Source organism: bacterium 336/3 (assembly GCA_001281695.1).
GTDB lineage: Bacteria > Bacteroidota > Bacteroidia > Cytophagales > Thermonemataceae > Raineya.
On sequence record LJIE01000001.1, the window covers coordinates 890,392 to 906,460 of the forward strand.

Below are 16,069 nucleotides of genomic sequence, written 5' to 3' on the forward strand. Positions count from 1 at the left end.
AGGTGACCAACTTCCTGATGGCACATATTTTTATACAGCTGAATTCAAGGATAATGGTGAACGTTATGCACGTTATCTAACTATCAAACGTTAATTTCAAATCAACTTGCAGATCTCTCTGGGTATCCAGAGAGCTTCTGTAAGTCAAACCAACAAAGACAATGAAAAAGATTCAAAATATTGTTTTAGGGTTTTTGATGTTATCAAGTTTGATAGCATCTGCCCAACAAGATGCGATGTTTTCGCAGTATATGTTCAATCCAATTGCTGTAAACCCTGCTTATGTAGGTAGTAATGAAGCACTTACATTTACAGGTTTATTTAGAAGCCAATGGGTAGGTATTAAAGGAGCTCCTAATACAGGTACATTTTCGATAGATGCACCTTTTAGAGGTGAAAAAATGGGAGTAGGTCTGAATTTAGTTGCAGATAGAATAGGGATTATAAGTACTATTGGTGCTTTTGGTTCTTATGCTTATCGCATCAAAACTTCTGAAAAGGGTAGATTGGCTTTAGGTTTACAAGTTGGATTTAGCCAGTATACAGCAGATTTGCAAGGAGTAAATTTAGGAGACCCTAATGACCCAGCTTTTTCCAATAATATCAACCATTTACAACCCAATGTAGGTGTAGGAACATGGTATAATACAGATAGACTTTTTGTAGGAGTTTCTATTCCTCATTTGATAAATAATTCACTTACAGATGAGTATCAATTTTTAAATGATACAAATGGAGCGAGACAGTACAGACATTATTTCATTACAGCAGGTTATGCTTTTGATTTGAAAGAAGACTTGGTATTGAAACCCTCTGTTTTATTTAAAGGAGTAGGAGGAGCACCTTTACAAGTAGATTTGAATGCAACATTATGGTATTTAGATAGATTTGGAGTGGGAGCTTCTTGGCGTTCATTTAGTTCTGCCAATATTCTGGTAGGATATAAAATCAATGAACAATTGAGTGCTGGTTATGCCTATGATTTTTCTACGACAGACCTACAAAAATACAATAGTGGTAGTCATGAATTGATGTTGCGTTATCAGTTAAAATCTGATAAAACTAAAATTATCACTCCAAGATTCTTTTAAGCATGAAAAAGATATTTATTATAGTAGCATTCTTTCCCATACTGGTGTATGGTCAAAGTCTCAAGAAGAAAGTAGCAGACAAAGATTTCTCAAGTTTTCATTATGTTGAAGCTATCAAACATTATGAAAGTCTTGTGGCTAAAAATCCTGAAGATGCAGACTCTGAAGAAAAATTGGCAGAAAGCTATCGCCAAATTAACGATACCAAAAATGCTGAAAAATGGTATGGTAAAGTAGCTCAAAGAGCAGGTTCTAAACCTATTGCCAAACTTTATTATGCAGAATCTCTTGCCAATGAAAAGAAATATGAGGAAGCAAAAGTATGGTATGCTAAATATGCTCAGGAAATGGCAAGTGATAGCAGAGGCAATAACTTTGTAAATTTCTATACTAAGGAAATGAGTAGTTTAGAGAAAAGTGCAAATGATTATAGTATTGAAAAAGCAACTTTCAATTCTGAAACTGGCTCTGATTTTAGCCCTGCTTTTATGGGAGATAAAATTGTTTTTTGCTCAAATCGCCATTCTACAAGCAATGGTATCAGAAAAGATGAGTTTAAGTGGACGAAAACCTCTTTTTTAGATTTGTATGTAGTAGATGCAAATGGCAATGTAGAAGTTTTTAACAAAAAACTTAATAGTCGTTATCATGAAGGACCTGTAGCTTTTTTTCAAGGAAATAACAAGGTTGTTTTTACTCGTAACAATTATTTTGAAGGTAAATACAAAGAAAGTTCTGAAGGAGTAAATAAATTAAAAATGTTTTTTGCAGAAAAAACTGAAAATGGTTCTTGGGGCAATGTAGTTCCTTTTCCATATAATAGTGATGAATATAGTGTTGGGCATCCTACACTTTCGCCAGATGGACAAACACTTTATTTCGCTTCTGATATGCCTGGTGGTTTAGGAGAGACAGATATTTATATGTCTAAACTCGAAAATGGTGTTTGGGGAAAACCTGTAAATATGGGTAAGGGTATCAATACAGAAGGTAAAGAAGAATTTCCTTTTATGGATGGTAAAGGACATTTGTTTTTCTCTTCAACAGGATACGGAGGTTTTGGAGGTTTAGATATTTTCTTTGCTGAGAATGTAAATGGACAATTTGAGAAACCTACTAATGTAGGTTTGCCACTCAACTCTTCTCAAGATGATTTTGGTATTATTGTAGATGAAACAGGAATGGCAGGCTATCTTTCATCTGATAGAGCTAGTGCTGCTGCTCAAGATGATATTTACAAATTTTCAGGAAAACCTTTTGGTAATTTTATTACGCTCAAAGCAATTACGATTCATGCTGAAACTAAGAATCCAATTCCAATGGCTAATGTAGATATTAGTGTTGAAGAGGTGGTTAGTAGCAGTGTTTCAGGGGAAAATGGAATGGTAGAAGGTAAATTTAACAGAACAAAAACTTATAGCTTTGTTGTGAAAAAAGAAGGTTTTGAAGAAAAAAGAATGACTTTGACACCCGAGCAACTTAAGACTTATAAAAATGGAGATTTGATAGAGATTCCTCTTGTTCCAATTCCTCAGAATATGCCTGTTGTGGTAATTTTGGATGAAGAAACTCGAGAGCCTGTTGCATCACACTTACTAATAGTAGATAAAACCAAAAAAGCAGTTTTTGAGCAGAAGGAAGTCAGTAAAACGACTGTAGAAAAGATAGGAAATGGAAAGTTTGACTTGAATGTAACTGCAAAAGGGTATTTCTTCAAGAATGACACCATGAGCATTGTAGATAATAAGAAAAAAACAGAAAAAATTGTTTTGCTTAAAAGATTAAAGAAAAATATGGTTTTGGTAGTAAACAATATCAATTTCGAGTTTAATTCTGATAAACTGACTCTACAATCCAAAAAAGAAGTAGATTATATCTACGAATTGATGAAGGAAAATCCGAGTTTAAAAATAGGTGTGTATGCTCACACGGATGCTGTAGGTACAGATGCTAAAAACTTAGACTTATCAAATCGAAGAGCAAAATCTGTTTATAGCTATATCAATTCTAAAGGAATACCCATTGAAAGAATGAAATGGCAAGGTTTTGGGGAAAGTAAACCCATAGAAACCAATAATACTAAAGAAGGTAGAGCTAAAAATAGAAGGGTAGAATTTGAAGTATTGGAAGTAGAAGGTGTAGAAATTAAAGATAAATATGATTCTAATAAAGGAATAAAAGACGATAAGTTTGATGAGAAAAAAGCTTCGGAAGAAGAAAGAAAGAAAAAAGAGAAAGAAGGGAAACCTTAATAAAGAGCAGGCTTAAAGCCTGCTCTTTTGATTTTTGAGTCAATTTCTCTAATCTTAGTTCTTGTTTTTGATGATATTAAATAAGAATTTCTTGGACTTCTGTTTAAATATTTGAGTTTTTAGAACATATTTTTTCATTTTAATCTTTCAATATGGAGTTGCAAACAAAATTTACACTTTTAATATCACATCAAAAATATTCCCAATACAAATAATAGTATTGGGAATATAGAATTTTGATATTGTGTATTTCTACTTAGGCATCAATACTTTATCAATAAGATGCACCACACCATTAGATGCAGCAACATCTGCTGAAGATACATGGGCATCTCCAACCATTACTTTACCATCTTTGACAGAAACTCTTATTTTCCCACCTTCTACAGTAGTAAGCTCTTGTCCATCTTTGAGTTCAGCAGCCAAATGCTTACCACTTACTACATGATAGGTAAGTGTTTTAGTAAGTTTAGCTTTGTTTTCAGGCTTTAATAAACTATCTACATCTTTCTGAATGGCACTAAAAGCGGCATCGGTTGGTGCAAATACTGTGAAAGGTCCTTTTCCTTCTAGAGTTTCTACTAATCCTGCTGCTTTTACAGCGGCAGCAAGCGTTTTGGCACTTTCAGAAGCCAAAGTTACAATATTTTTGTTTGAGTCCATGTTAGAAAAAATTTAAGTGATTGTAGATATTCTACTTGACAAAGTTCAGTAAAAAAAATCCATAAACTTTACACACAAAAATCATTAACTTACATAAATTTCAGTTTTTAGACCTTCTCAATATTGACCTTCAATACAAAATCTTCCATATCAACTTCTTCAGAGTTTCCATTAAGAGCAGGAACAAGTTCAAAAGAAAGAGCTTGTACTTCACCAGCAATGTAATTTTTATGTTTTTCTAAAGCTGTATTTACTTCATCAGAAGCTTGTTGTATTTGCACCTTAATTTTATCAGCTACTTCTAAGTTTTTGTCTTTTCTTAGATTTTGTAAACGATTTACAAGCTCTCTGGCTATACCTTCTTGCTTCAAATTGTCTGTGAGTGTAATATCCAAAGCTACAGTAAGCCCTTTATCACTTGATACAGACCAGCCTGCAATTTCTTTGGCTTCTACTACTACATCTTCCATTGTAAGTGTGATGAATCCATCAGAAGTTTGAGCTTCAAAAAGTCCTTCTTTCTCCAATTTATTGATATCCTCTTGGCTAAACTGTTGAATGATGCCTGTTACTTCTTTCATTTTGGTTTTGTAGATTTCACCTAAACGCTTAAAGTTAGGTTTGATGCTTTTTACCAAAATTCCAGATGTATCATCAATGTATTCAATCGCCTTGATGTTCACTTCTGCTTTGATAAGCTCCTGAACAGTAGTAACTTGCTCTTTGCTATGAGCATTGAGTACAGGAATTAATATTCTGCTCAATGGCTGACGAACTTTAAGTTTCTCCTTTTTACGTAAGGCATGAGTAAGCGAACAAATATTCTGAGCTAAATCCATTTTTTGCTCTAAATCTTTGTCAATGAGGTTTTCATCTGCTTTTTGCCAGTTAGTAAGATGTATCGAAATTTCTTCACCTTCAGAACCAACCAAATTTTTATATAAGAAATCTGCATAAAACGGAGCAATTGGTGACATCATTTGAGCAACTACTTTCAAACACTCAAACAAAGTTTCGTAGGCAGCTTGTTTGTCTGTATTCATTTCACCTACCCAAAAACGTTTACGAGAAAGCCTTACGTACCAATTAGAAAGATGCTCAGTAACAAAATCGCTGATGGTACGAGCAGCTTTAGTTGGTTCGTATTCGTTAAATGCCTTTTCTACTTCCAAAATAGTAGTCTGGAGTTTAGAAAGTACCCAACGGTCAAGCTCGGTAAATGCTTGGTTTTTCAAACCTGTGGGCTTGAATTTATCCAAATTGGCATAAAGAGCAAAAAAGTTGTAGGTGTTATGAAGCGTTCCAAAAAACTTATTTCTTACTTCCACGATACCATCCAAATCGAATTTAAGGTTATCCCAAGGGTTGGCATTTTCTATCATGTACCAACGAGTGGTATCTGCTCCGTATTTCTCCATGGTTTCAAAAGGATTGACAACATTTCCTTTTGATTTGGACATTTTCTCGCCATTTTTATCCAATACAAGCCCTGTAGAAACCACATTTTTGAATGCTACGCTATCAAAAAGCATTACTGCAATGGCATGAAGTGTAAAGAACCAACCTCTTGTTTGGTCAACACCCTCTGAGATGAAATCGGCAGGGTAAGCATTTTTATAAATCTCCTGATTTTCAAAAGGATAATGCCATTGTGCATAAGGCATAGCTCCACTATCAAACCAAACATCTATTAAGTCTGTTTCACGAATCATTTTTTCGCCACTATCCGAAACCAAAACCACATTGTCCACATAAGGTCTATGTAAATCAGGGAGTTCTGTAGGTTGGTTTAAGCCTAATACCTGATTAGCTTTTTCTATTTCAGTTTTGAGTTCAGTAAGTGAACCTATACATTTTTCAGCATCACCATTTTCTGTTCTCCAGATGGGCAGAGGTGTACCCCAATAACGTGAACGGGATAAATTCCAATCCACCAAATTCTCTAACCAGCTACCAAAACGCCCAGAACCTGTACTTTCAGGTTTCCAGTTAATTGTTTTGTTTAGTTCCACCATTCTGTCTTTTAGGGCAGTAGTTTTGATAAACCAGCTATCCAAAGGATAATACAATACAGGTTTACCAGTACGCCAGCAATGTGGATAACTGTGCGAATATTTTTCTACATGAAATGCTTTGTTTTCTTGTTTTAAAATGATGGAAATTAAAACATCTGTAGATTTATAATTTTCTTGGGTTTCGTCTTCAGAGAGATAATTTTTTACATAAAAATCATTTTCGCCATAGACTTTATGCGTTTTGATACCAAAATGCTTTACACTTTCAGCCAAACGACTGCCTACTTCTTTTACAAATTTGCCTTTTTTATCCACTACAGGCACTTCTTTGTCATTTTCGTCAAACACCATGACAGAAGGAATGTTGTTTTGCTTACAAATCCTAAAGTCATCAGCACCAAATACAGAAGCTGTATGAACAATACCTGTACCATCTTCAGTGGTTACAAAATCACCTGCAATTACTCTAAAGGCATTTTTTTCTAAATCTTCATTGGTAACATAAGGCATGAGCTGCTCATAACGGATTTCAAGCAAATCTTTGCCTTTAAACTCAGCTACCAGCTCAAAAGGTATCAGTTTATCGCCTGCTTTGTATTCTTCAAGGCGTAATTCTTTAGCTTTTTCAGGGAAATACTTACCCAATAAATCTTTGGCTAATACCACCGAAACAGCTTTGAATGTATATTGATTAAAAGTTTTTACTTTTACATAACTGATATTTTCACCAACAGCCAGAGCACAGTTTGCAGGGAGAGTCCAAGGGGTGGTTGTCCAAGCTAAGATTCGTACATCTTCATCAGTATTTTCAAATAAAAATGCTGATTTTTCAGAATGTTTTACTTTAAACTCAGCTACAACAGAAGTATCAGACACATCTTGATATGTACCAGGGTAATTGAGTTCATGAGAACTCAAGCCTGTACCAGCAGCGGGCGAGTAGGGTTGTACACTATAACCTTTGTACAACAAGTCTTTTTTGTAGATTTCTTTGAGTAAAAACCACAAACTTTCAATATAAGTATTCTCGTAAGTGATATATGGATTCTGTAAATCGACCCAGTAACCCATTTTTTCAGTCAGGTCATTCCACTGGTCAGTGTACATCATTACTGTTTCTCTACACTTTTGGTTGTAGGCTTCTACTGAAATCTTTGTTCCAATATCGTCTTTTGTGATGCCCAGCATCTTTTCTACTTGCAATTCAACAGGCAAACCATGGGTGTCCCAGCCACCTTTTCTGTGTACTTGGAAGCCTTGAAGGGTTTTATATCTACAAAAAATATCTTTAATAGTACGAGCCATTACGTGGTGAATACCAGGTGTCCCGTTTGCAGATGGAGGACCCTCGTAGAAGGTAAATGTAGGCTTACCTTCTCTCTTTGTTACCGATTGTTCAAATACTTGATTGTCTTTCCAAAACTTCAAGATTTGATTGGCTACTTCGGCGTAATGGAGATTTTTGTGTTCAGGATACATTTTTTTGAAAATTTATGTTATCAACGCTGATTTTCAGAGTGCAAAGATACGAAAAAAAAAAAGAATGAAAAATTATATTCAAGACTTCAAAACCCTTAACAAACACATTTCAAATGTATTAAAAGATGTTTTTGTTGTTTTATGTAAAATTATTTTTACATAATGTAAAAATAATTTTATTTTTTGTAAGGTTTATTTTACATTTATGACATGAACTAAACTTTATAATTTTATGACAACACTTTTTTTATTTCCAAACTCATGGAAAAAAGTAGGATGGGGGCTTTTTATCATTCCTATAATAGTTTGTATGTATTTCTGGATAACAGAAAGTTCAATGGATGCAATATTAAAAACAAAGGTCTTTGCTATCTATCATGATGAGTTTTTAGGAAAGACTGGGTTTTTCCAAATCATAGAAAATCATATTTTAGATGAGCTACTATTGATTACTTGTTTGATAGGAGGCTTGATGGTGGGGTTTGGCAGGACAAAAATTGAGGATGAAATGGTCACAGCAATTCGATATGAAAGTCTGGTTTGGGCAACCTATTTTAATATCACATTTGTGATTTTGGGGACAGCTTTCATTTATGGAGTTGGTTATTTTAATTTTATGATTATTAGTATGATTTCATCTTTAGTTTTTTTCATTATTCGTTTTCAAATTAAATTATATTTGATTCAGAAAGGAGGAAACCATGACGAATAAAATCAAAATACACAGAGCCATTAAAGATATTTCACAGGAGCAATTGGCTCAAGCTATTGGTGTGAGCAGGCAAACTATTAATACAATGGAAAAAAACAAGTATGTTCCTTCTACTGTGTTGGCTTTAAAAATTGCGAAATATTTTGGTGTAATGGTTGAAGAAATTTTTTTCCTTGAAGAAACAGATTAAAAGCTTTTTTTCTTAGATTTAAAGTAAAAAACTTGCTCATTCGTCTTCGTGTGTATGAAGACCGTAATGAATTTATCAATGGCTCAAAAAAACTCCATATCCATCACCGAAACTGTCAAGAAATACAGCAAAAAGTTATTTGGATTTATTCGGGGTAAAGTAAAATCTTCGGAAGATGCCGAAGACATTTTACAAGATATTTGGTATCAGTTAAGCAATATAGATCCGGATAATTTGGAGAATGTAAATGCTTGGTTGCACCGAGTTGCTCGAAATAAAGTAACAGATAGTTATAGAAAGAAAACAAATGAACTTTTAGAAGATTATGCTTATGAAAATGAAGAAGGAGAGTTGAATTTTAAAGAAATACTTCTTTTAGATGATAGTAACAATCCAGATTTAGAATTTTTCAAAGAAACATTCTGGCGAGAGCTTATGGAGGCTTTGGAAGAATTACCTGAAAAACAAAGGCAGGTTTTTATGATGAATGAAATAGAAGACTTAACTTTGCAAGAAATAGCAGACCAAACAGGTGAAAATCTCAAAACAATTATCAGCAGAAAACAATATGCTATAAAACATCTGAGAAATAAGCTAGGCTATTTGTATGAAGAACTAAACTATTAAAATGATGAAAGCATCTCCCAATTCTGATAAAAGATGGCTTGCCTTTCCAATTTTACTGGTGGCTTTGGCTGCTGGAAGTGCTGCTGTATGGCTTCTTTGGAATTGGTTGATGCCTGAAATATTCAAACTACCTCAAATTTCGTATTGGCAAGCGATGGGATTATTAGTACTATCTCGATTACTTGTGGGAGGGTGGGGTTCTAGAAAATCACATCATCGAACACCCTTCGAGAAAGAAGCTTTTAAACAAAAGTTTATGAATATGACAGATGAGGAAAAGCTGAAATTTAAAGAAGAATGGAAACAACGTTGTAATAAACAAAACCCATCAGATAACTAAACTGATGGGTTTTTTAATTTTTTTCAAAATAATTTCAAAATAATTAAAGTAAAAATTCTATTTGTACGTCTGCATAGTTGTAACCCAAAATTTCTACAACTATGGTGAAATCAATTTTTAAATCGGTATTGATAGGTGTATTGCTTGGTGCGATGGCATTTTTTGTACCTGTCTTTTTGGTCAGTATGTTTATTTTATTTGGACTGGCTCGTCTTTTCGGAGGCAAACGCAGAGAAAAATGGATGTACTATCAAATTCGTTTTGCTGAAAAAATACGCAATATGAGTGAAGATGAATATACACAATTTAGAGTCTCTTTAGCATCTGCAAGGTGCAATTATCAAAAAGAAGCTACGCCTTTAAAGTAAAAAAGTTTCTCATTCGTCTATCTATTTACAACTCTTAAACTCGTACAGCTATGAATAGAAAATCAAAAATAATCGTAGGTTTTTTGGCTGCTGCCATCACTTTCGGAAGTCTTGTGGCTTTTGTAAAACCACATCATAAGCATAAACATGCTTGTCATCAATCAAATATCAAAGAAAATCAAAAAACAAACCCTCAACCCTCAAAATAATTATGTTCAAAGGATTTCATTCAGCAGGTAGCTCACATGGTTGTGGCTCTGCATATCAGAAACAATACTTTATGCCTCATTTTACAAAAGGAGGTTATCGCAGACCTAAATACAATGTTCCCATGAACGTTGTAGAGTCGGAAACAGCTTATGAAGTGCATGTATTTGCAGTAGGTTTTGAGAAAGAACATATTTCTCTTACAGTGGTAGATGATGTACTCTATATCAGTGGAACAAAAACAATAGAAGCTTCTCCAAATTTCACTCGCCAAGAGTTTCCTGTCAAAAATTTTGAAAGAACACTCAACTTAAATGGGCAAGTAGATGTGGAAAACATTAGTGCAAAATCTGAAAATGGAGTTTTGATAGTATCTTTACCCAAAACTAAAGAAGCTCAGAAAAAAGAGTATAAAGTAGAAGTAAAATAAAAAAAGCCTGTGTACTACACAGGCTTTTTGTTTGTAAAATATGGAAAAGGCAAAATTAGTTATGTTGATAATGATAAAAAATTCCTGTATCAAAGGGAGTCCAGACGCAAGCTTTTTGCCCAGCTATTTTCAGGGCATTGTTTGTCCAAGTATTGCAAGTATGAAATAAACTATAACTGCCTGTAGCTTCATAAAAAGCATCATTTTTTCCATATCTTGCATCAGTTTGGATACAAACAAAATGATTTTCAGAGTCAGTTTTAAAACTCTTTTTTACATATTCTATGAGTTTCTGATATTGATTTGCTGAAATTTTAATTTTTACACAATTTTTTCCTTCTTTTAATTCTTGATAAAAAGTAGTATGGATGGCTGTTTTACTTAATCCAAAAGCAGCTTTGAAGGCAGTTGAGAATTTTAAATCAGCCCAAGTAGGCGTTTCCAAGTAAAAGCCTCTATCACCCCAACCCAAAGCTACATACTGAAATGCTGTATCTTTACTATTAGTATTCTCAAATTTAATTTCTTCACTCCAGTCAATAAAATTTGTTTTGATAGGCAATACAATATCTGTATGAACGCCATTAGTTAAAATATAAATCGAAATATCTTTAGACGTATTGGGTTCAGCATTTACACTCATTCTTGAAAGCGTATAGGCAGAAAGAGCATATGTACATAACGTTGTTACAAAGAAAAGAATCGCAATACCTACTCTTTTGAGAATTCTGATGGGTTTGAAAGCTATTTTCATGGGAAATTAAAATATAAATTCATCTTTTAATTTCCCAATAGAAAAAAAGTAACCCAATAAAGGCTAAAAATAAATTTTTATTCTGCTCGTTTTACAGGGCAAGTAGAAAGTCCAAAAATACTATATAAAGGGCAAAAGCCTATTGCACTTGTTAAACTAAATACTCCAGCTAAAACTAACAAAATAATACCCAAAGTACCAGTAACAATATTGGTAAAATATAGAGCTACAAAAATAGTAGCAATCACCAAACGGATGATTTTATCAGCAGAACCTACATTCTTTTTCATAATAGTAGAAATTAAGACGTGAAATATTGAATACTTAATACAATAAGAGAAACAAGTAAAATGCAAATCAGACAGACCAATATGAATTTGAAAGCTTTTGTCATGGATTGTATGATATAAAGATAGATGTTTGAACATCATAAAAACATGAAAAAAAGTAAGGAATGCTATGATTATAGTCATAAAAAAAGCCTCCTAAATGGAGGCTTACTTATCTTGAAATATGCAAATTATTTTTTACCACTAAAGTTCCATGTTTTTGTACCTGCTACAATAGCGATGTCTAGAGAGTTTTGTGAAAGAGTAATACCAGCTACTTCACCTTTTACATGGGTTGCAATATAAGTTCCTTTAGAAGTAAGTTGAAAACTAATATTTTCTACGGGAGGTACATTTTTATTAAACTCAATGGAGTAAGTGTTTTTTCCTGTTTCTACTATATTAGCTATTCCAGTACCACTGGCACTTATCATTTTAGAACCTCCATAGTTTAAATCACCTTTAAATTTTCCCAGCATGGTTGAAGGTAACTTGGCTGGTACAATGCTCATTTGAAACGAGACAGATACAATGCTTACCAAAAAAGCAAATATAATAATCTGTGAAATGGAATGTTGCTTAGATACTTTCATAAAATTCGAGATTTAGTGATATACATGCTCATTCATGTTTACGACTAAAAAAGAAAATGGTTGTATCTTTTACATAATTTATTTGGGATAATGGTATGATAATAAAAAAGCCTCCAAATAGAGGAGGCTTTTAATGTTATTGAAAAAATTCTTTCATTTTTTCAAAGAAACTTTTTTCACTTTTATCTGGGGATGGCATAAAATTTTTAGAATTTCGGAGTTTTTCTAAAATAATTTTTTCATCTGGAGTTAATTTTTTTGGTGTCCAAATATTGATATGTACCAATTGATCACCACGCTCATATCTCTGAATATCTTTTACTCCTTTTCCTTTAAGCCTTAAAATCTTGCCACTTTGAGTGCCTGGCTCTATTTTGATTTTCACTTTACCATCAATAGTGGGAACTTCTACAGATGCTCCAAGAGCTGCGTCTACAAAACTGATATATAAATCGTATATAATATTGCTACCATCACGTTTGAGTTGTTCGTCTTCAGCTTCTTCAATTACTACATATAAATCTCCATATTGTCCACCACGCTGAGGATAATTTCCTTTTCCAGCAATAGAAAGTTGCATACCTTCCATCACACCAGCAGGCACACGAATAGGAATGATTTCCTCTTCTAATACTCGTCCTTCACCTACACAAACATCACATTTTTGACTAATTATTTTTCCAGTACCTTCGCAAGTAGGACAAGTGGCTGTACTTATCATCTGACCAAGCATGGTGTTAGTAACTCTTCTTACTTGCCCTGTGCCTCCACAAGTTCCACAATTTTGTAGAGAAACTCCATTTTTGGAACCATTGCCATTACATGACTTACAAGCTACATGACGTTTTACTTTTATTTTCTTTTCTGAACCTTCAGCTACTTCTTGTAGGGTAAGCTTGAGTTTAATACGTAAATTTGTTCCTCTTCTCATGGTTGCACCTCTTCCACCTCCACCTCCGAAAAAACTTTCAAAACCACTCCCTCCGCCAAAAATATCACTAAATCTAGAGAAAATATCTTCCATATCCATACCTCCACCAAAATCTCCATATCCAGCTCCACCAGCTCCTAAACCTCCATGTCCAAACTGATCATAACGTTTGCGTTTTTCTGTATCTGAAAGAACTTCATAGGCTTCTGCAGCTTCTTTAAATTTCTCTTCAGCCTCATGATTACCAGGGTTTTTATCTGGATGATATTTGATAGCAAGTTGGCGATATGCTTTTTTTAATTCTTCGGGTGTAGCTGTACGTGCTACCCCTAATATTTCATAATAATCTCTCTTTGCCATAGTTGTATTTTAGTTTCCTATTACTACTTTGGCAAAACGAACTACTTTTTCGCCTAAATAATAACCTTTTTCTACTGTATCAATCACTTTACCTTTCAGTTCTTCGGATGGGGCAGGTACTTGAGCAATGGCTTCATGCTTGTCTGGGTCAAAATCTTGCCCATTAGACTCCATCACCACCAAGCTTTGTTTTTCTAAGAATTTAGAAAACTTCTGATAAATCAAGTTAACACCTTCTTTTGCTGTTTCTATTTTTAATTCAGGAGTTTCAAAAGATTTGAGGGCTCTTTCAAAATCATCAAATACTGGCAGAATATCTGTCAGTAATTTGGCATTGGCTTGCTCTAAAAAATCTATTTTTTCTTTAGCTGTTCTGCGTCTAAAATTTTCAAAATCAGCGTACAATCTCAAATAAGAATCTTTTTGTTCAGCTAAATTTTTCTCTAGCAAACGTACTTTTTCTTCTAAAGAAGCAGAAGCATTGTCCTGATTTTTTACTTCTTCTGTTTTTTCTTCAGGAGTTGTATTTTCTTTTGATTCTTGAGGAGTTTCTTCTCCTACTTTAGTTTCTTTAAGTTCGTCTTGATTCATATTTTCCATAAAAATAAATAGCTTTTGAGATGCAATTATCAATTTTTTTGCCAAAGGTTTTTTATGACAGAATGGCAGTGTGTTTTATTGTTTTTTATCTGTGAATGCTACGATTATAAGCCCTAAAATTATGCATTTAACAAATAGAAATAAAAGGAAAATTTTTCATGGCAAATAGTTTTAGAAATCGGATTAGACGAAAATTTAAAAAACTTTCACCGAATAATTTGTAAAACTGATGGAGATGTTTGGTTGATATACCTAATTTAATTTTTAGAAAGAAAACTGATGATTTTCTTTGGTGCGTCATCAAAGAAAAAAAATTATGAATGCCATAGAAATTAAGAATTTAGGTTATCAGTTTTCAAAAGACAATGTTATTCTTCAAAATATTAGCTTGTGTATTCCTGAAGGGAGTATTTATGGTTTTTTAGGACCTAACGGAGCAGGTAAAACCACTACTCTTCGACTTATTTTAGGTTTACTTAAAAAGCAAAATGGAGATATTTCTGTTTTGGGTAAAGTTTTAGAAAAGAATAGGATAGAAGTATTGAGAGAAATAGGCTCTCTGATAGAAATGCCTTCTATTTATAGCCATTTAACAGCAAAAGAAAATTTGGAAATTTGGCGAAGGATTTATCAATGCCCTAAGAATAGAATAGAAGAAGTCTTAAAACTTGTTGGACTCGAAAATGTGGGTTTGAAAAAAACAGGACAGTTTTCTTTGGGAATGAAACAACGTATGGGAATTGCTATTGCCCTTTTGCATCATCCGAAACTACTTATTTTAGATGAACCCACCAATGGTTTAGACCCTAATGGGATGATAGAAATGAGAGACTTGTTGAAAAACCTGAATAAAAATTATGGAATAACTATCCTGATTTCAAGTCATTTACTTTCAGAAATGGAAAAAATGACCACTCATATTGGAGTGATTCATCAGGGCACAATGAGATTTGAAGGGACATTGGATGAGTTTTTCAAATTGCGAAGTGTGTCGAATAACGTTCGTCTCAGAACAAATGCTCTTGCTAAAGCAACCGAATTGCTTACAAATTATGCTTTTAGTGTACAGGACAATACAATTGAGGTGAAAATCCAGAATGAATTAGAAGTTGCTTCTATTGTAAAAATGCTTGTTACACACGATATAGCTGTTTACGAGGCAACTACAAATCAAAATAATATAGAAACGGTATTTATGAACCTTATAAACTAAAAAATTATGATAAATTTTTTATATAGCTTCCAGAGCGAATGGCTCAAATTACGCAGAAGTAGTGCCTTATGGCTTACATTGGTGGGTGGATTACTGATACCTTCCATTATTTTAATAGCAAGGCTTGTTCGTTATAAGCAAACTATTCAAGAAAACTCTTTAGAACAAGTATGGTTTATATTGTTCAATCGTTGTTGGGAGAATATGGCAATATTGGTTTTACCTGTTGGGATTATTTTAGTAGCAAGCCTTATTCATCAGATAGAGTACCGAAACAACGCATGGAAACAAGTACTTACCTCTCCTCAAAGCCTCCATACTATTTTCTGGTCAAAATACTTGGTTGTATTTATCATGCTTTTTGGTTTTTTTGTACTATTGAATATAGGGATTTACTTAACAGGTATTGTTCCTACATTGCTTTATGCTTCTGTTCCTTTTCCTAAAGGAGAATTTCCTATCAAAATATTTATGGAGAAAAATCTGTATTTTATGTTGGGAATATTGCCTATTTTGGGTTTTCAATACCTTTTGAGCTTACATATTAAAAATTTTATTGTATCAATTGGAGTAGGCTTTGTATTACTGATAGCTTCATTGATAGGCATTGGTTGGGAACATAATTATATATTGCCATACAATTATGCAGCTATTGAACATTTAATGGGTAATAAACATCTTCTTCTCCAAAATAATATCAGAAGTTGGGCTGTAAGCTATTTTTTCTTAGCTACAATTTTGAGTTATGTGTTGTTTTTATTTAGAAATCAGGATTTAAGATTACATTATGGTAAAGTATTAAAAATTGTTTTAATATTAAATTTATTGTGGATGATATCCATTTGGGGATTAAATACCAAGAAAAATGCTGCCAATAAATTGAGTATGTTGGTAAATAAACAATAGATATTAAGT

The 16,069-nt window shown here is 33.3% G+C and carries 17 protein-coding genes; 10 read left to right on the forward strand and 7 right to left on the reverse strand.

What is annotated here, in order from left to right; all coding sequences use genetic code 11:
* Positions 1 to 161: 161 nt before the first annotated feature.
* Both AD998_04145 and AD998_04150 read left to right on the forward strand, forming a co-directional pair.
* Positions 162 to 1,091 (forward strand): hypothetical protein, encoded by a 930-nt coding sequence (locus tag AD998_04145; GenBank protein ID KOY85449.1) that lies wholly within the window; start codon positions 162 to 164, stop codon positions 1,089 to 1,091.
* Between the two features lie 2 nt (positions 1,092 to 1,093).
* Entirely contained in the window at positions 1,094 to 3,343 is a 2,250-nt protein-coding gene (locus tag AD998_04150; GenBank protein ID KOY85450.1) for a hypothetical protein, read from the forward strand.
* A 252-nt stretch (positions 3,344 to 3,595) separates the two neighbouring features.
* On the opposite strand, the gene AD998_04155 is transcribed toward AD998_04150, so the two are convergent.
* Positions 3,596 to 4,018, reverse strand: coding sequence for a fasciclin (locus AD998_04155; GenBank protein KOY85451.1), 423 nt, complete (start codon positions 4,016 to 4,018; stop codon positions 3,596 to 3,598).
* Between the two features lie 95 nt (positions 4,019 to 4,113).
* A complete protein-coding gene (locus AD998_04160; GenBank protein ID KOY85452.1) occupies positions 4,114 to 7,500 on the reverse strand; it encodes an isoleucine--tRNA ligase in 3,387 nt (1,128 codons plus the stop codon).
* Between the two features lie 232 nt (positions 7,501 to 7,732).
* Between AD998_04160 and AD998_04165 the strand changes: the two genes are divergently transcribed.
* From AD998_04165 to AD998_04190, 6 genes are all read left to right on the forward strand, one after another.
* Positions 7,733 to 8,212 (forward strand): hypothetical protein, encoded by a 480-nt coding sequence (locus AD998_04165; protein ID KOY85453.1) that lies wholly within the window; start codon positions 7,733 to 7,735, stop codon positions 8,210 to 8,212.
* Positions 8,202 to 8,402 (forward strand): hypothetical protein, encoded by a 201-nt coding sequence (locus tag AD998_04170; GenBank protein ID KOY85454.1) that lies wholly within the window; start codon positions 8,202 to 8,204, stop codon positions 8,400 to 8,402. Before AD998_04165 ends, AD998_04170 begins: the two co-directional genes overlap by 11 nt.
* Before the next feature lie 54 nt (positions 8,403 to 8,456).
* Positions 8,457 to 9,029 carry an RNA polymerase subunit sigma-24 gene (locus tag AD998_04175; protein ID KOY85455.1) on the forward strand — a complete coding sequence of 191 codons (573 nt, stop codon included), beginning with the start codon at positions 8,457 to 8,459 and terminating at the stop codon, positions 9,027 to 9,029.
* Positions 9,030 to 9,033: 4 nt separating this feature from the next.
* Complete coding sequence (locus AD998_04180) at positions 9,034 to 9,369, forward strand: hypothetical protein (protein KOY88048.1); 336 nt, start codon at positions 9,034 to 9,036, stop codon at positions 9,367 to 9,369.
* A gap of 101 nt (positions 9,370 to 9,470) precedes the next feature.
* A complete protein-coding gene (locus AD998_04185; protein KOY85456.1) occupies positions 9,471 to 9,737 on the forward strand; it encodes a hypothetical protein in 267 nt (88 codons plus the stop codon).
* 280 nt (positions 9,738 to 10,017) lie between these two features.
* Positions 10,018 to 10,374, forward strand: a complete 357-nt coding sequence (locus tag AD998_04190; GenBank protein KOY88049.1) for a hypothetical protein — start codon at positions 10,018 to 10,020, stop codon at positions 10,372 to 10,374.
* Positions 10,375 to 10,429: 55 nt separating this feature from the next.
* Here AD998_04190 and AD998_04195 read toward each other — a convergent pair whose 3' ends face one another.
* The 5 genes from AD998_04195 to AD998_04215 form a co-directional block, all read right to left on the reverse strand.
* Positions 10,430 to 11,128: an urease-associated protein gene (locus AD998_04195; protein KOY85457.1), complete on the reverse strand. Its 699-nt coding sequence runs from the start codon at positions 11,126 to 11,128 to the stop codon at positions 10,430 to 10,432.
* A gap of 77 nt (positions 11,129 to 11,205) precedes the next feature.
* A complete protein-coding gene (locus AD998_04200) occupies positions 11,206 to 11,418 on the reverse strand; it encodes a hypothetical protein (protein KOY85458.1) in 213 nt (70 codons plus the stop codon).
* A gap of 230 nt (positions 11,419 to 11,648) precedes the next feature.
* Positions 11,649 to 12,050 carry a hypothetical protein gene (locus AD998_04205; GenBank protein ID KOY85459.1) on the reverse strand — a complete coding sequence of 134 codons (402 nt, stop codon included), beginning with the start codon at positions 12,048 to 12,050 and terminating at the stop codon, positions 11,649 to 11,651.
* A gap of 136 nt (positions 12,051 to 12,186) precedes the next feature.
* Entirely contained in the window at positions 12,187 to 13,341 is a 1,155-nt protein-coding gene (locus AD998_04210) for a molecular chaperone DnaJ (GenBank protein KOY85460.1), read from the reverse strand.
* Positions 13,342 to 13,350: 9 nt separating this feature from the next.
* Positions 13,351 to 13,941: a hypothetical protein gene (locus AD998_04215; protein ID KOY85461.1), complete on the reverse strand. Its 591-nt coding sequence runs from the start codon at positions 13,939 to 13,941 to the stop codon at positions 13,351 to 13,353.
* A gap of 316 nt (positions 13,942 to 14,257) precedes the next feature.
* Between AD998_04215 and AD998_04220 the strand changes: the two genes are divergently transcribed.
* Positions 14,258 to 15,154, forward strand: coding sequence for a multidrug ABC transporter ATP-binding protein (locus AD998_04220; GenBank protein ID KOY85462.1), 897 nt, complete (start codon positions 14,258 to 14,260; stop codon positions 15,152 to 15,154).
* A gap of 6 nt (positions 15,155 to 15,160) precedes the next feature.
* Entirely contained in the window at positions 15,161 to 16,060 is a 900-nt protein-coding gene (locus AD998_04225; GenBank protein ID KOY85463.1) for a hypothetical protein, read from the forward strand.
* The last annotated feature ends 9 nt before the right edge of the window (positions 16,061 to 16,069 follow it).

Excerpts from the sequence above, each read along its gene's own strand:
- AD998_04145 (KOY85449.1), top strand. The coding sequence starts at position 162 with ATGAAAAAGATTCAAAATATTGTTTTAGGGTTTTTGATGTTATCAAGT.
- AD998_04150 (KOY85450.1), top strand. The coding sequence starts at position 1,094 with ATGAAAAAGATATTTATTATAGTAGCATTCTTTCCCATACTGGTGTAT.
- AD998_04160 (KOY85452.1), bottom strand. The coding sequence starts at position 7,500 with ATGTATCCTGAACACAAAAATCTCCATTACGCCGAAGTAGCCAATCAA.
- AD998_04165 (KOY85453.1), top strand. The coding sequence starts at position 7,733 with ATGACAACACTTTTTTTATTTCCAAACTCATGGAAAAAAGTAGGATGG.
- AD998_04170 (KOY85454.1), top strand. The coding sequence starts at position 8,202 with ATGACGAATAAAATCAAAATACACAGAGCCATTAAAGATATTTCACAG.
- AD998_04175 (KOY85455.1), top strand. The coding sequence starts at position 8,457 with ATGAAGACCGTAATGAATTTATCAATGGCTCAAAAAAACTCCATATCC.
- AD998_04180 (KOY88048.1), top strand. The coding sequence starts at position 9,034 with ATGAAAGCATCTCCCAATTCTGATAAAAGATGGCTTGCCTTTCCAATT.
- AD998_04185 (KOY85456.1), top strand. The coding sequence starts at position 9,471 with ATGGTGAAATCAATTTTTAAATCGGTATTGATAGGTGTATTGCTTGGT.
- AD998_04190 (KOY88049.1), top strand. The coding sequence starts at position 10,018 with ATGCCTCATTTTACAAAAGGAGGTTATCGCAGACCTAAATACAATGTT.
- AD998_04195 (KOY85457.1), bottom strand. The coding sequence starts at position 11,128 with ATGAAAATAGCTTTCAAACCCATCAGAATTCTCAAAAGAGTAGGTATT.
- AD998_04200 (KOY85458.1), bottom strand. The coding sequence starts at position 11,418 with ATGAAAAAGAATGTAGGTTCTGCTGATAAAATCATCCGTTTGGTGATT.
- AD998_04205 (KOY85459.1), bottom strand. The coding sequence starts at position 12,050 with ATGAAAGTATCTAAGCAACATTCCATTTCACAGATTATTATATTTGCT.
- AD998_04210 (KOY85460.1), bottom strand. The coding sequence starts at position 13,341 with ATGGCAAAGAGAGATTATTATGAAATATTAGGGGTAGCACGTACAGCT.
- AD998_04215 (KOY85461.1), bottom strand. The coding sequence starts at position 13,941 with ATGGAAAATATGAATCAAGACGAACTTAAAGAAACTAAAGTAGGAGAA.
- AD998_04220 (KOY85462.1), top strand. The coding sequence starts at position 14,258 with ATGAATGCCATAGAAATTAAGAATTTAGGTTATCAGTTTTCAAAAGAC.
- AD998_04225 (KOY85463.1), top strand. The coding sequence starts at position 15,161 with ATGATAAATTTTTTATATAGCTTCCAGAGCGAATGGCTCAAATTACGC.